We start from the raw sequence: 15,380 nt of genomic DNA on the forward strand, positions 1-15,380 counted from the left end.
CCGGAAAAGCCCGCCTACCCGGTCAAGCCCGTCAAGCCCGCCTATCCGGAAAAGCCCGCCTACCCCGTCAAGCCCGTCAAGCCCGCCTACCCGGAAAAGCCCGTGCACCCGGTCAAGCCCGCGTACCCCGCAAAGCCGGTTCACCCGGTCAAGCCGGCGTACCCGGCCAAGCCCGTGCACCCCGTCAAGCCCGCGTACCCCGCAAAGCCGGTTCACCCGGTCAAGCCGGCGTACCCGGCCAAGCCCGTGCACCCCGTCAAGCCGGCCTACCCCGTCAAGCCGGTCCACCCGGAGAAGCCGGACTACCCCAAGCACCCGAGCAAGCCCAAGCACTCGGGTCACGAGAAGGAGCAGCACGGGTGGTGATGACGAGGGGACGCTGATCACGGCCCGTTAGGAGAGGTCGCACGTCATGGAAGCCGGGCCCGGACATCCGGGCCCGGCTTGCCAGTTGGGCAGGGGGCACTCCCCCGCGCCGCCCACGTACGGGAAATCCGCCCAGCCGAGACCGTCTACTTCGCTGAGCTACGGCCGGCCGCCCTCATCCACGGCGTGGATGAACCGGATACGGGATTCCGATCACACGGAGGATGGCGGCGGACGGCACGACCACACATGGTCGTCCCTACCCGCGCCCCTACCTCGACGCCGCTGCCCGGACCAGCCGCCGTCGTGCGGCCGGCGAGGGCATGCGGTGCGTCACGGCGCGCGTCACAGGCATGCCCCGCTCCCGTATCACGTACCCCGTACCTCGCCCCCTGGCGTCGCCATGCCCGGTTCCATATCCCCGCCGCCGTCCGCCGTCGGCCGTCGCCGTGTCCGGCCCCGCCCGTCCGCTGTGCGTGACCCTGTTGATGGCGGGCAGCTGATCGCCGATCCTGGGCGCCGTACTCATCACCCCGCTGGGATCACGGGATCTCCTGCTCCGCCCAGATGATCTTGCCGACCGGCGTGTAGCGGGCGCCCCAGCGGTGGGACAGCTGGGCCACCAGGAACAGGCCCCGGCCGCCCTCGTCCGTGCTGCGGGCGTGGCGGAGGCGGGGGGCGGTGCTGCTGGCGTCGGCCACCTCGCAGGTGAGGCGGGAGTCGCGGATGAGGCGTAGGCGGATGGGGGGTTCGGCGTAGCGGATCGCGTTGGTGACCAGTTCACTGACGATCAGTTCGGTGGTCATGGCGAGTTCGGTGAAGCCCCAGGACTCGACCTGGCGGGTCGCCCGGCCCCGGAGGTCGGCGACGGCGGCCGGGTCGACGGGCACCTCCCAGGAGACGACGTGTTCGGCGCCCAGCGCGTGGGTGCGGGTGAGGAGCAGGGCGATGTCGTCGGGCTGTGGGGCGGGCACGAGTTGGCGGACCGCCGAGGAGCACAGGGTGTCGAGGTCGGAGTCGCGCCGGGACAGCAGGTCGCCGAGCCGGGACATGCCGCGCTCCATGTCGCGGTCGGCGGCGGCGACGAGGCCGTCGGTGTAGAGGCCGAGGAGGCTGTTCTCGGCGAGTTCGATCTCGCCGGCCTCGAAGGCCATCCCGCCGAGCCCGAGCGGCGGTCCGGCCGGGGGTTCGGGGAAGGTGACCTGTCCGTCGGGGGCGACGACGACCGGGGGCGGGTGGCCGGCCCGGGCCATCGTGCAGCGTCTGGTGACCGGGTCGTAGACGGCGTAGAGGCAGGTCGCGCCGAGGAAGCCGGTACGGCCCTGGCGGGCCGCCTCGGTCGCCTCCTCGTCGGTCTGCTCCTCGCTGAGGCGGAGCACCAGGTCGTCGAGGTGGGCCAGCAGTTCGTCGGGCGGCATCTCCATGTCGGCGAGGGTCTGTACGGCGGTGCGCAGCCGGCCCATGGTCGCCGCCGCCGTGATGCCGTGGCCGACGACGTCGCCAACGACCAGGCCCACCCGGGCGCCGGACAGCGGGATCACGTCGAACCAGTCGCCGCCGACCCCGCCGGACGGGTCGGCGGGCAGATAGGAGGAGGCCACCTCCAGGGCCGTACCGCCCGTGAGGGCCTGCGGCAGCAGACTCCGCTGGAGGGTGACCGCCGCGGTGTGTTCGCGGGTGTAGCGGCGGGCGTTGTCGACGCACAGCGCGGCGCGGGCGACCAGTTCCTGGGCGACCAGGACGTCGTCGGGCTGGAAGGAGACGGGGTTGCGGGAGCGGATGAACGTGGCCAGGCCGAGGGCGGTGTTGCGGGCCCGTATCGGCACGGAGATGAGGGAGTGCAGTCCGAACTCGCGGATGCTGGCGGAGCGCGCGGGCTGTTCGGTGGTCCACAGCGCGTCGGAGGCGTCGAGGACCGGGATGAGGATCGGGCCACCGTCGATGAGCAGATGGGCACCGTGCGGCGGCGGGACGAAGTCCACCCGCTCCCCGATCCGCGCCACCGCCTCCGGGCAGCCCTCGCGCACCGAGCTCATCCCGGCCCGGCGCATCACCGGCTTGGCGGGCGCCGGCCCGGCGTCGGGCAGCCACGCCCCGTGTCCCTCGGAGCTGAGCACGGGCTCCAGCAGGTCCACGACGACGAAGTCGGCGAACCGGGGCACCGCGAAGTCGGCGAGTTCCTGTGCCGTCCACAGCACGTCCAGCGTGGTGCCGATCCGGGTCCCGGCCTCGCTGACCAGGGACAGCAGCTGGCGGGCGTTCCATCGTTCGGTGACGTCCAGCACCATGTAGCAGACGCCGGTGATCGAGTTGTCGGGGTCTACGAGGGGGAAGAAGGACGTCGAGTAGGCGCGCTGGCGGTGCGGGTCGGCCCAGCTCCAGCCGACGTACTCGTAGTCGGTGACCGGAAGGCCGGTCTCCAGGACCTTGTGCATCAGGCCCTCGAGGGTGTCGGCCTGGAGCCCGGGCAGCAGTTCGCTCAGCCGTCGGCCGAGGCGCTGTTCACGGGGGACGCCGCCGAAGCGTTCCAGGGTGTCGTTGAGCCAGACGTAGCGCAGCTGGGTGTCCATGACGGCCATGCCGACCGGTGAGCGGGTCAGGAATCCGTCGAGGACGGACTGGCCGACCGCCCACTGCTGCCGTCGTTCCCGCGCGGAGATCAGGAAGCACTCGTCGGCGCCGATCCGGAAGGCGGCGGAGACCCGCAGGTCCACGTCGATCCGGCGGCCGTCGCGGTGCCGTACGGCGATGACGCCGCTCCATCCCATGCCTGCCCGGCAGCGTTCGGCCACACCGGCCACCCGGACCGGGTCGCCCGGCATGGCCAGCAGGTCGGCGGCCCGGGTGCCGACGGTCTCGGACGCCGGGCGGCCGAGGAGTTCCTCCGCCGACCGGGTCCAGCCGAGGACGACACCGCGTCCGGACACGACCGCCGCCGCGTCGGTGGACGCGTCGAAGAGCGCGCTCGGTCCTGTGGACGTGGGCGCCTCAGGTCGTTCTCGCGCAGCATCCATGGGTCCTCACGCAGCGTCCATGGGTCCCGTCCTCACAGGACCATGTTCCTGCTTGTGCGCCCGATGTGCACGGGCCGGGGCCCGGCGGGCGGGCGGTGGCGGTCGGAGGGAGCATGGAGGTGCCGGTCGGCTCAGGCGTGGTACCCGGCCGTGGTCGGGGGCGGCGGGCCCGGCCGGCCCGGTGCAGGAGGAGCTGCGATGACAGCTGGATCCTTCGAGTCCGAGACAGGCGGGTACGACCCGGAGCCGCCCCGCCCGACCGGTCTGCTCGACGTGCTGAGCGTGGCGGCGGTGGTCGTCGACGCGGGCGGGCGCGTGGTGTTCTGGACGCCGCAGGCCGAGGAGCTGTTCGGCTACACCGCCGAGGAGGCGCTCGGCACGCACGCGGCGCGGCTGTTCATCCACGCCGACCAGCTGCCGGCCGTGGTGCAGCTGTTCACGGAGGTGCTGGAGACCGGCCGCAGCTGGGCCGGCACCTTCCCGGTGCGGCACAAGGACGGCAGCACCCGGCTGACGGAGTTCCGCAACATGCGGCTGCTGGACGACCTCGGTGACGTCTACGCGCTGGGCATCGCCGCCGACCACTCCCTGCTCCAGCGCGTCGAGACCGATCTGGCGCTGTGCGAGAGGCTGATCAACCAGTCCCCTATCGGGCTGGCCCTGCTCGACCCGGAGCTGCGCTACCTGCTGGTCAACCCGGCGCTGGAGCGGATCGACGCCACCCCGGCCGAGGACCATGTCGGGCGCCGGCTGCGGGAGACGCTGCCGCTGCCGGACATCGACACCATCGAGTCCGCGCTGCGTCAGGTGCTCACCACCGGCACGCCGCTGCTCGACCAGTACCACGTGGGCCGCCCGCCCGCCGACCCCGACAACGAGCACGCCTGGTCGCTGTCGTTCTACCGGCTGGAGGATCCCGGCGGGCGGGTGCTGGGCGCGGCCATCTCGTTCGTCGACGTCACCGAGCGCCATCGCGCGTCCGCGGAGGCGGACCGGGCCCGGCGCCGGCTGGCCCTGATCGCGGACGCGTCCACCCGGGTGGGCACCACGCTGGAGGTGGAGCGGACCGCGCACGAGCTGGCGGAGGTCGCCACGCCCGAGCTGGCCGACGTGGTCGCCGTGGACGTGCTGGACTCCGCGCTGGCCTGCCGCCGTATGCGCAAACCGGACAACGGCCCGGAGCTGTTCCGGGCCCTGGCCCTGAAGTCGGCGTACCCGAGCGTGGCGCTGCGGGCCGCCGACGCGCCCGGTGACCTCGCCGCGTACGACGGCGACCGGCTGGTCACCCTGTGCGTGCACACGGCCCGGCCGGTGCTGGTGCGCCATGTCGGCGAGCGGGATCTGCCGCGTATCGCCCGGGACGAGGAGGCCATGTCGCTGCTCGCGCGGGCGGGCGTGCACTCGTATCTCGCGGTGCCGTTGATCGCGCACGGCGAGGTGCTCGGCGCGCTCGACCTCAAGCGGACCCGCAACCCGGCGCCGTTCGACGAGGACGACGTGGTCCTGGCCGCCGAGCTGGCCAGCCGGGCGGCCGTGGCCATCGACAACGCCCGCTGGTTCCAGAGCGTGCGCAACACCGCGCTCACCCTCCAGCGGAGCCTGCTGCCCGACCATCCCCCGCACCACACGGGCCTGGAGCTGGCCTCCCGCTACCAGCCCGCGCAGGCCACCAGTGAGGTCGGCGGCGACTGGTACGACGTGATCCCGCTGGACGACGACGAGACGGCACTGGTCGTCGGCGACGTGATGGGCAACGGCATCGACGCCGCCGCCACCATGGGCCGGCTGCGGACCGCCACCTGCGCGTACGCCGACCTCAACCTCGATCCGGGCACCGTGCTCCAGCACCTGGACAAGATCACCTGCGATCTGGAGCACTACATCGTCACCTGTCTGTACGCGGTGTACGACCCCCGCACCCAGCGCTGCCACATCGCCAACGCCGGACACATGCCGCCCGCCCTGGCCCGGCCCGGCGAGGCGCCGCGGCTGCTCGACCTGCCGGCCGGCGGCCCGCTCGGCGTCGGCGGCATCTCCTTCGAGACCACCACGATCGACCTGGGCCCCGGCGATCTGCTGGTCCTCTACACCGACGGCCTCGTCGAGACCCGGCACCACCCCATCGACGACCGCCTCGACGTCCTCCTCGGCTTCCTCGACGAACCCCGCAGACCGCTCGAGGAGACCTGCGACCTCCTGCTGTACGGCCTGCGCCATCCCGACGACCACGACGACGTCGCGCTGCTCGTGGCGCGGGTGCGGTAGGCCTCCGGCCGGGCGGAACCAGCCAGCCGCGCGGGCCACGACGCCGTAGCGCTGCGCGTGACGCCGGTGCGGTTGGCCTCCGGCCGGGCGGAACCAGCCGGCCACGCCGAACCGCCACGACGACATAGCCCTGCGCGTGACGCCGGTGCAGTAGGCCACCGGCCAGGCGGAACCAGCCGGCCACGCGGGCCACGACGACATACCGCTGCTCGTGACGCCGGTGCGGTAGACCTCCGGCCGGCGGAACCAGCCGGCCGCGCGGAACGGCATGTGGGCGACGCAGGTGAGCAGGGGCGATGGCGGTGCGCCGCGCACTTACGGCCGTGCGGGAGGGGCGCGGCGGACCCCGCGACGCCGGCCTGATCCGCCTCGGGCCCCGAACCGCGCCGGTTCGTCTTGCCCGGGCCGCGTGCCCGGCGCAGGCTGTTCCTATGGGTGCGGACAGCGGCCCCACGCTCATCGGGTCCGTCCAGCGGGCGTTCCGTCTGCTGGAGGCGATGAGCGCGCACCAGAACGGCGCGCCGGCCAAGCAACTGGCGCGGGAGACCGGCCTGCCCCTGGCCACGACGTACCACTTGCTGCGGACGCTGGTCCACGACGGCTACGTGCGCAAGCTCGACGACGGCGGGTTCATCCTGGGCGACCGGCTGGAGACGCTGCACAGCTCGGGGCGGGCTCAGTCGCTGATCAGCAGGATCCGGCCGACGCTCGCGGCGCTGCGGGACGAGTTGTCGTCCGCCGCGTACCTCACGTTCTACGAGGAGGGCGAGATCCGGGTCGCCGAGATCGTCGACGGTCCGCGGGCGCCCCGGGTGGATCTGTGGGTGGGGTTCGAGGACGCCGGCCACGCCACGGCGCTGGGCAAGTCCGTGCTGCGCGAGCTGGACGAGGAGGCGCGCAAGGAGTACCTGTCCCGGCACGCGCTGCCCGACCTCACGCCCAGGACGATCACCGACCCTCCGGAGCTGATCCGGCGGCTGGACTCCTCGCCCTTGGCCCCGGCGGTCACGGACATGGAGGAGTACACGCTCGGCACGGTCTGTGTCGCGGTGCCCGTCTACAGCGGCAGCACCCTCGGCTCGCTCGGTGTGTCGCTGCGGGCGGACCGGCGGTCCCGGATCGAGGAGACGAAGGCCCGCCTGGAGGAGGTCAGGGCGCGTCTGCTGCCCACCGCGAGCCGCGTGACCAGGGGTCTTTCGCTCACCATGTGATCGGTGGACGCCTCGGCTCACTATCTGAAATCCGTCTCCTTGTCCTGTCCAGGGCTGGACCGTTTTCCTATATAAAACGGACTTTTCCCGGGCGTATGCCCCTGCTCACAGGTGAGGACAGCCGACAAGACATGAGCGAGGCCCCGCAGCACGGTGGTGACCACTGGCCGAGGCGACTGGTCGCCACCACGCCCGTACTGCCCATCCTGATCGTCGCCGCCATCGTGCTCGTCGATCTCGTCTCCGGATCGGGGATGACCTGGCTGCCGCTGCTCGCCGTCGGACCCGCGCTCGCCGCGACCACCAGCGGCCCACGCGGAGTTCTGTGCCTTGGGCTGTTCGCCGCCGCCCTCGGCGCGGTCCTTGGCGTCCGGGACGACGTCGAGAGCCGCGAGCTGGCCGTCGTGCTGATCGCGCTGGTGGCCGTCACCGTGGCCGGGAGCCTGGCCAGCGCGCTGCGCGGGCGCCGCGAGCGGGTGCTCGCCGCGGTCCGGTCCGTCGCCGAGGCCGCCCAGCACGCGCTGCTCCAGCCCGTGCCGGCGACCGTCGGCCCGTTCCAGGTGGCCGTCCGCTACAGCGCCGCCGCGGCGGAGGCCCGGATCGGCGGCGACCTGTACGCGCTGGTGTCCACGCCCTACGGGGTCCGGCTGATCGTCGGCGACGTACGCGGCAAGGGGCTGCCCGCGGTCGGTACGGCGGCCCTGGTGCTGGGTGTCTTCCGCGAGGCCGCCTACGACGAGCCCGACCTGCTCGCCGTCGTCGCGCGGATCGAGCGGAGCCTGGCCCGCAACCTGGGCAGCGACGACTTCGTGACCGCCGTGGTCGCCGGCTACCCCCGGGAGGGGGAGCTGGAGGTCGTCAACTGCGGGCACGCCCCGCCGCTGCTGGTGCGTGACTCCGTCGTCGTACCGGTCGAGCCGGACCGTCCGGCGCCGCCGCTCGGTCTGCGCACCCTCTCGGGCGAGTCGCCCGCGCTCCAGGTGCTGCCCTTCGCCGACGGCGACCAGCTGCTGCTCTACACCGACGGTGTCACCGAGGCCCGCGACCACGACCGGGAGTTCTACCCGCTCGCCGCGGGGCTGGAGCGGCACACCTGCGACGAGCCGGCGCGCACCGTCACCGCGCTCCACGACGAGCTGCTGGCCCATGTGGGCGGCCGGCTCCACGACGACGCGGCGCTGCTGCTGCTCCGTATGCCGCAGGCCGCCGGGACGCCCGTCGCCCGCGAAGTGTCCGACGCCGGACGCGTGGGGTCGTGCTCACCGTAGTTCCGACGACCGCCCCGCACCCAGCGTCGCCACGAGGAACTCCGTGAACCGCGCGGCCGACCACGGCAGCCGGCGGCCCACCGCCGTCTGCACCTGGGCCTCGCGCTGCCGGAAGACCGGGTGGTCGACGCGGACGTGGGTGACGCCCTCGGCGCCGGGGTCTCCGGCGAGCTCCCCGACCAGGGCGAGGCCGCCTCCGGCGCGGACGAACGCGTACTGGGGGGCGAGCGAGTCGCAGACCAGGGCGGGGTGGACGGCGAGGCCCTCCAGCTGGGCAGCGAGGTCGAAGAGCTCGCGTTGGCTGGTGCCGGGTGAGCCCAGGGCCAGCGGGTGGGCGCAGAGTTCCGCGAGGTCGATCCGGTCACGGCCGGCCAGCTCGTGACCGAGCGGGACCACGGCGGACACCGGCACCACCACGGCGCACTCCACGCGGACGTCGTGCTGCGGCCCCATCGCGTAGGTGACGGCGACGTCGGCGATCCCCTCCACGACCCGGCGCGTCGCCTCCTCGCGGGGTACGACGTCGAGACGGAACGCCACGTCGGGGTGCTCGCGCCGGAACCCGGCGATCACGCGGGGCACGAGACGGTGCGCGAACCCCTCCGTGCAGGCCACACAGACACCGCGCTCCTCGGCGCCGCGTCCCGCCCGCAGTTCCCCGACCAGCGTGACCGAGTCGGCCTCTGCCCGGCGGGCGTGGGCCAGCAGCCGGGCGCCGGCGTCGGTCAGGGTCATGCCGCGCGGCCGGCGTTCGAACAGGGTCACCCCGAGCCCCGACTCCAGCTTGGCGATCTGCCGGCTGACGGCCGACGGGGCGACGCCCAGCGCCTGGCCGGCCTCGGTCACCGATCCCGCGCGGGCCACCTCCAGGAAGTACGCGAGGTGCACGGGCAGCAGCTGCATCGTCTCTCCCATGGCGAAGTGCGTTGCCGAAAACAGAACGCGGGCGGTCACGTTCGGCAATGGTCGCACGCGGGGATTCCGCCTACGCTGCCCAAGCGAAGCCGTCACCCTTCGGAAGGCCGGTCCGTGGTTCCCCAGCAACTGATACGCAAGGCCGAGGAGTTCGTCGACTCGGGCGGCTTCTTCGCCGAGCTCGCCGCCATGGTCGCGTACGCGACGGAGAGCGCCCGGCCCGAGGGCCGCCTTGCGCTGGACGCATACCTCGACGAGGTGCTCTCGCCCGCGCTCGTCGGGCTCGGCTGCCACGTCACCCGGTACGAGAGTTCCGGCTCGATGGGCGGTCCCTTCCTGCTGGGCACCCGGATCGAGTCACCCGACCTGCCGACCGTGCTGTGCTACGGCCACGCCGACGTCGTGGAGGGCCAGGCGGGCCGGTGGAGCGAGGGGCGCGATCCCTGGACGCTCACCGCGGAGGGCGAGCGCTGGTACGGGCGCGGCGCCGCCGACAACAAGGGGCAGCACCTGGTGAACCTCGCGGCGCTGCGGCTGCTGCTCGCCGAGCGGGGCGCGCTGGGCTTCAACCTGAAGTTCCTGTTCGAGTCGGGCGAGGAGATCGGCTCGCCGGGCCTGGCCGAGTTCGCGGCCACACACCGCGCCGAACTGCGCGCCGACGTCCTGGTCGCCTCGGACGGACCGCGCCTGGACGCCGGGACGCCGACGCTGTTCCTCGGGTCGCGCGGCGGCGTCCAGCTCCTCCTCGACGCCGGTCTGCGGGCCGGCTCGTACCACTCCGGCAACTGGGGCGGTGTCCTGCGCAACCCCGCCACCACGCTCGCCGCCGCCATCGCCACCCTGGTCGACGGCCACGGCCGGATCCGCGTACCGGCACTGCTGCCGCCCGCCGTCCCCGACGCCGTCCGCGAGGCGCTCACCGGGGTCGGGGTCGCGGGCAGCCCCGGGGACCCGGTGCCGGACGACGGCTGGGGCGAGCCCGGCCTGTCCGCCGCCGAACGGCTCTACGCCTGGAACGCCCTGGAAGTCCTCAGCCTCGGCGCGGGAGACGTCGACCACCCGGTCAACGCGATCCCCGGCCGGGCACGCGCCGTCCTGCAACTGCGGTACGTCGTCGGCACGGACGTCGGCCGGGTCGCTGAGGCGGTCGCCGAGCACCTGGCCGAGCAGGGGTTCCCGATGGTCGACGTCCGGCTGCTGGGCAACTTCGCCGCGAGCCGTACGCCCCTCGACGACCCGTGGGCGCGCTGGGCCCGTACGACGCTGGAGCAGGTCGCCGGACGGCCGGTCGCCGTCCTGCCCAACATCGGCGGCTCCCTGCCGAACGCCGTGTTCACGGATGTCCTCGGCCTGCCCACCCTCTGGCTGCCGCACTCCTACCCGGGCTGCCTCCAGCACGCCCCCGACGAACACCTCCTCGCGTCGGTCGCCCGCGAGGGCCTCGTCCTGGCGACCGGGTTCTTCCACACCCTCGGCCACCCACCGGCCGGGCACCCGCTGCCGGCCCGTCCGTAGGGCCGTCCGCCGTGCCGAACCCGGACAACAGCCGTGCCCGGTCCGCCGAACGGTGTTAGAAATGAGGCATGGCCGCAGTCCTCGGCCGCCTGCGCTCGCTGGTGAGCGCGCGTACCGTCGCCCGGCAGGTCTTCGTGCTGCAGGCGGCGATCGTCGTGCTCCTCGTCGTCGCCGCGGTGGTGGCCCTGGTGCTCCAGGTGCGCAACGACACCGAGCGGGAGGCCCGCAACCGGTCCCTGGCCGTGGCGGAGGCCTTCGCGAACGCGCCGGGTGTCGTGGACGCCCTGGCGCAACCGGATCCGACCGTGCTGCTCCAGCCGCGTGCCGAGGCGGCGCGCGAGGCGACCGACGTGGACTTCCTCGTCGTGATGAACACCGACGGGATCCGGTACACGCACCCCAACCCCGACCAGATCGGCAAGCACTTCGTCGGCACCATCGCACCGGCCGTGGCCGGCGGCACCGTACGTGAGACGTACACCGGGACGCTGGGGCCGTCCGTGCGGGCCGTCGTCCCCGCGACCGACGACGACGGCCGGGTCGTCGGACTGGTGGCGGCCGGTGTGACGCTGGCCAGCGTCGGCGGTTACGTGGACCACCAGCTGCCGATGCTGCTGGCCTCGGCGGCGGCCGCCATGGCCCTCGCCACCGGTGGGACCGCGCTGGTCAGCCGGCGGCTGCTGCGCCAGACGCACGGGCTGGGGCCCGCCGAGATGACCCGGATGTACGAGCACCACGACGCCGTCCTGCACGCCGTACGCGAGGGCGTGCTGATCCTGGACGGCCGGGGCCGGCTGGCGCTGGCGAACGACGAGGCGCGCCGGCTGCTGGGCCTCGGCTCCGACGCGGAGGGGCGGCCCTGTCTCGCCCTGGGTCTCGGCAGCGACCTCGCCGGGCTGTTCGCGTCCGGGCGGGACGCCACCGACGAGGTGCATCTGGCGCAGGGCCGGCTGCTGGCGGTGAGCCAGCGGGCGACCGACCGGGACGGCGGGCCGCCCGGCAGCGTGGCGACGCTGCGGGACACCACCGAGCTGCGGACGCTGACCGGCAGGGCGGACGTGGCGCAGGAGCGGCTGAAACTGCTGTACGACGCGGGCCTGGAGATCGGCACCACCCTCGACGTCACCCGCACCTCGCAGGAACTGGCCGACTTCGCGGTGCCCCGGTTCGCCGACTTCGTCTCCGTCGACCTGGCCGATCCGGTGCTGCGGGGCGAGGAGCCGAAGGAGGGCCGCACCGACATGCGCCGGGTCGCCTTCCGGGGCGTACGGGAGGGCAGCCCGCTCTACCCGATCGGCAAGCTGATCCACTTCGCGCCGGACAGCCCGCAGGCCTTCGGCTTCGGCACCGGCGAGTCGGTGCTGGAGGCGGACCTGCCCGCCTACTCCGGCTGGCAGGTCCAGGACCCGGAGAACGCCCGCAGGCTGGTGGAGTTCGGGATCCACGCGATGCTCACGGTGCCGCTGCGCGCCCGGGGCGTGATCATGGGCATGGCCACGTTCTGGCGGGCCGAGCGGCCCGAGCCGTTCGAGCGGGAGGACGTCTCCCTCGCCGAGGAGCTGGTCGCGCGGGCCGCCGTCAGCATCGACAACGCCCGCCGCTACACCCGCGAGCACACCCTGTCGGTCACGCTCCAGCGCAGTCTGCTGCCGCGGGCCCTGCCCGACCAGAGCGGCCTCGACGTCGCCTACCGGTATCTGCCCGCGCAGGCGGCGCAGGGCGGGGTCGGCGGGGACTGGTTCGATGTGATCCCGCTGCCCGGCGCGCGGGTGGCGCTGGTCGTGGGGGACGTCGTGGGGCACGGGCTGCACGCGGCGGCGACGATGGGGCGGCTCCGTACGGCGGTGCACAACTTCTCCACGCTCGACCTGCCGCCCGACGAACTCCTCGGCCACCTCGACGAGTTGGTCGCCCGGATCGACCAGGACGAGGGCGGTGGCGGCGAGATCGCGCCGGTCACCGGGGCGACCTGTCTGTACGCGGTGTACGACCCGTCCTCCGGGCTGTGCACCCTCGCCCGCGCCGGCCACCTCGAACCGGCCGTCGTCCACCCCGACGGCGACGTGGAGTTCCCCTCGGTCACCGGCGGGCCGCCGCTGGGCCTGGGCGGCAGCCTGCCCTTCCAGGCGACCGAGCTGCGGCTGCCCGAGGGCAGCGGTCTCGTCCTGTACACGGACGGGCTGGTCGAGGACCACGGGCGGGACATCGACGAGGGGCTCGAGCTGCTGCGCGGGGCGCTGGCCGCGACGCCGCCGACGCACGGCCGGACGCCGGAGGAGACCTGCAAGGCGGTTCTGGCGGCCCTGCTGCCGGAGCGGCCACGCGACGACGTCGCCCTCGTCGTCGCCCGGACCCGGATGCTCGCCGACGACCGCGCGGCGACCTGGGACGTCCCGGACGACCCCGCGGCCGTGGCCAGGGTGCGGGCCGCGGCCGCCCGGACCCTGGACTCCTGGGGCCTGGCGGAGGAGGCGTTCACGACCGAGCTGATCCTCAGCGAGCTGGTCACCAACGCCCTGCGGCACGCCACCGGCCCCATCCGCGTCCGCCTCATCCGCGACCGCGCCCTGATCTGCGAGGTCTCCGACGGCAGCAGCACCGCCCCGCACCTGCGCAGCGCTGCCACGACGGACGAGGGCGGCCGAGGGCTGTTCCTGGTGGCGCAGTTCGCCGAGCGCTGGGGCACGCGGTACACGGCGACCGGCAAGGTGATCTGGACGGAACAGCCCCTGGGCAGCTGAGTCCCGCGGCGCCTCAGTCCCCGTGCGCCTCCAGCGCCGCCCGCACCCCCGATTCGAGTGCGCCCTCGATCCAGGACGGCTTCACCGAGGTGTGGTCCCCGGCGAAGTACAGCGGCCCTTCGGGGCTGCGGATGGCTTCCAGCAGTTCCGTGTGCTGACCGGGAAGCAGCACGGACGCCTCCCCGTACGCGTACGGATCCCGCAGCCAGCTCTGCGTCCGCCCGGCGCCGGTGTAGAAGACCTCGACGCGCTGGCCGTAGACCTGTTGCAGGCCCCGCAGTGCGTGCGGGTAGCGGGCGTCCTCGTCGAGGGAGTCCCAGCGGGAGGCGTCGTCGGCCCAGCTGTAGGAGGCGAGGACGACGCCGCCCTTGCTGCCGTCGACGGGGTGGGAGGGGTTGATCATGAAGCGGTTGGAGTTGTCGGAGACCGAGCCGCCGCCGATGATGTGCGCCGCCTCGGGCTGGTCGCGGGTGGCCCAGCGGTTGGCGGCGTAGTGCGCGCGCTGGGCGTCGTTGAGATGCCCGTCCGGGACGGAGGGGTGGGCGCCGAGGAGGCTGCCGTCGGCCGGGGCCTTGCCCTTGCGGTAGTCGTCGTAGAGCCCGGGCCGTACGGCGTCGAGCTCGCGCTTCCAGTCCTCCTCGGTGAACTCCCACCAGCGCAGGCCGAACTCGAGCAGCACCTTGGTGGCACTGTCGTAGTGCAGCTCGGCGACCGCGCGCCGCTTCTTGTACGACATCAGCGGGCTGACCTGCACCTGCCTGAGCCCGGAGAACGGCACGGTGACGATCGCGAGGTCACCGGTGAACTGCTCGCGGACGACCTTGCCGTCACGTCCCTCGGAGACGGTGTCGATCCAGACGTGCGGGCCCTTGGCATGGACGTGGGAGGTGTCGTCGGCGCCGGGCCGGCCGGGGGCCCAGTACTCGATGTGGGTGGCACGGCGGTCGAGGCGCAGGACGTCCGCGACCTGCTTGAGCAGCGCGTCCGGGAGTGTCGCGGTGCCGCCGACCAGCTCCCAGAACTCGGTGTCGGGGCTGATCAGGGACTGGCTGATGAAGCTGTGGATGAAGGAGAGCGGCAGCCGTGAGGTGAGGTTCTCCAGGGTCCCGATCAGGTCGATGGTCCGCTCGTCGAAGCCGGCCTCCTCGGTCAGGAAGCGGTACATCGACCAGTCGCCGTACCTCTGTACGACCCGCGCCCAGCCCTTGACCCGCTCGGGCATCGGCTTGTCGACGCGCTTGCCGTCGGCGCCGACGGTGCTGAACTCGTCGCGTACCGGGTCCAGGGCGCGGCGCAGGATGGTCGAGGAGGGCGTGTCCCAGTGTTCGCGGGGGACGCCGAAGGAGCGGTTGATCTTGCGGGGTGCCTTGGCGTACTCGGAGCGGCGCACACGCACGCCGTTGACGTGCAGCCAGGCGTTGTTGACGGGTTTGCCCTCGCCGTCGACGTCCACGAGGTGGAACCGGCGGCGTTCGACGCCGAGTTGGTCGATCAGGTCCATCACCAGCGGGTGGCTGCCGGGGATGCGCATCGCGCCGGCCTCGGCGTACTGGGCCGGGTCGGCGAACGCCTGGGCGGCCTGCTCGTGGCCGCCGGTGCGGAAGGTCTTGATACGGCCGCCGACGCGGTTGCCGTTGGCCTCGACGAGCGTGACGTGGTGCCCGGCCCGCTTCAGCAGCCAGGCGGCGACCAGGCCGGCCGGTCCGGCGCCGACGACGAGGGCTCTCTTCGCCGTCTTCGTCTTCGCGCGCGGCAGCCCGGAGTCGAGGATCTTCCGGTACGTCGGCACGAGCGGCCGGTCGTGCTCGTCGACCACCAGCAGGGCGCGGGCCACCGCGAGGCAGGTGTCCCAGTCGGCGGTGGAGCGCGGGGACGCCTGCGGGGGTACGGCGGGTGCGGCGACGGCCGCGGTGGGAGTCAGCGCGGCCAGGGCGGCCGTCATGGCGGTCGTGTTCGTGAACTGCCGCCGGGAGAGGGAGGTCGGGCCGACAGGGGCGCGGTGATTGTCCATATGCCTTGCATACGGCGGCAGTTGGAGGGCCGGTGGCCCATCGGCCGGTTCATCACCTGAACGGGCAAGCGCAT

At 73.3% G+C, this 15,380-nt stretch carries 8 protein-coding genes and 1 pseudogene; 6 read left to right on the top strand and 3 right to left on the bottom strand.

Going from position 1 to position 15,380, the window contains the following annotated elements; genetic code table 11:
* A pseudogene (locus tag ACFZBP_RS03535) lies at positions 1–366 on the top strand (cell surface protein); the annotation flags it as partial.
* A gap of 542 nt (positions 367–908) precedes the next feature.
* Here the strand turns inward: ACFZBP_RS03535 and ACFZBP_RS03540 are convergent.
* Complete coding sequence (locus tag ACFZBP_RS03540) at positions 909–3,380, bottom strand: SpoIIE family protein phosphatase (RefSeq protein ID WP_391409597.1); 2,472 nt, start codon at positions 3,378–3,380, stop codon at positions 909–911.
* A gap of 198 nt (positions 3,381–3,578) precedes the next feature.
* Between ACFZBP_RS03540 and ACFZBP_RS03545 the strand changes: the two genes are divergently transcribed.
* The 3 genes from ACFZBP_RS03545 to ACFZBP_RS03555 all read left to right on the top strand — a co-directional run bounded on the left by ACFZBP_RS03545 (position 3,579) and on the right by ACFZBP_RS03555 (position 8,124).
* Complete coding sequence (locus ACFZBP_RS03545; RefSeq protein ID WP_391409598.1) at positions 3,579–5,645, top strand: SpoIIE family protein phosphatase; 2,067 nt, start codon at positions 3,579–3,581, stop codon at positions 5,643–5,645.
* Between the two features lie 431 nt (positions 5,646–6,076).
* Positions 6,077–6,856 (top strand): IclR family transcriptional regulator C-terminal domain-containing protein, encoded by a 780-nt coding sequence (locus ACFZBP_RS03550; RefSeq protein WP_391409599.1) that lies wholly within the window; start codon positions 6,077–6,079, stop codon positions 6,854–6,856.
* A gap of 131 nt (positions 6,857–6,987) precedes the next feature.
* Positions 6,988–8,124: a SpoIIE family protein phosphatase gene (locus tag ACFZBP_RS03555; RefSeq protein WP_391409600.1), complete on the top strand. Its 1,137-nt coding sequence runs from the start codon at positions 6,988–6,990 to the stop codon at positions 8,122–8,124.
* Here the strand turns inward: ACFZBP_RS03555 and ACFZBP_RS03560 are convergent.
* Positions 8,116–9,039, bottom strand: coding sequence for a LysR substrate-binding domain-containing protein (locus tag ACFZBP_RS03560; protein ID WP_391409601.1), 924 nt, complete (start codon positions 9,037–9,039; stop codon positions 8,116–8,118). The genes ACFZBP_RS03555 and ACFZBP_RS03560 overlap by 9 nt on opposite strands.
* 114 nt (positions 9,040–9,153) lie before the next feature.
* On the opposite strand from ACFZBP_RS03560, the gene ACFZBP_RS03565 reads away from it, so the two are divergent.
* Together ACFZBP_RS03565 and ACFZBP_RS03570 are read left to right on the top strand one after the other, a co-directional pair.
* Positions 9,154–10,554 carry a M20/M25/M40 family metallo-hydrolase gene (locus tag ACFZBP_RS03565; RefSeq protein ID WP_391409602.1) on the top strand — a complete coding sequence of 467 codons (1,401 nt, stop codon included), beginning with the start codon at positions 9,154–9,156 and terminating at the stop codon, positions 10,552–10,554.
* Between the two features lie 68 nt (positions 10,555–10,622).
* Positions 10,623–13,295 (top strand): SpoIIE family protein phosphatase, encoded by a 2,673-nt coding sequence (locus ACFZBP_RS03570; protein WP_391409603.1) that lies wholly within the window; start codon positions 10,623–10,625, stop codon positions 13,293–13,295.
* A 13-nt stretch (positions 13,296–13,308) separates the two neighbouring features.
* Here ACFZBP_RS03570 and ACFZBP_RS03575 read toward each other — a convergent pair whose 3' ends face one another.
* Positions 13,309–15,306 carry an FAD-dependent oxidoreductase gene (locus ACFZBP_RS03575; RefSeq protein WP_391409604.1) on the bottom strand — a complete coding sequence of 666 codons (1,998 nt, stop codon included), beginning with the start codon at positions 15,304–15,306 and terminating at the stop codon, positions 13,309–13,311.
* Between the last annotated feature and the right edge of the window lie 74 nt (positions 15,307–15,380).

This window comes from Streptomyces sp. NPDC008086 (assembly GCF_042957325.1).
Lineage (GTDB): Bacteria > Actinomycetota > Actinomycetes > Streptomycetales > Streptomycetaceae > Streptomyces.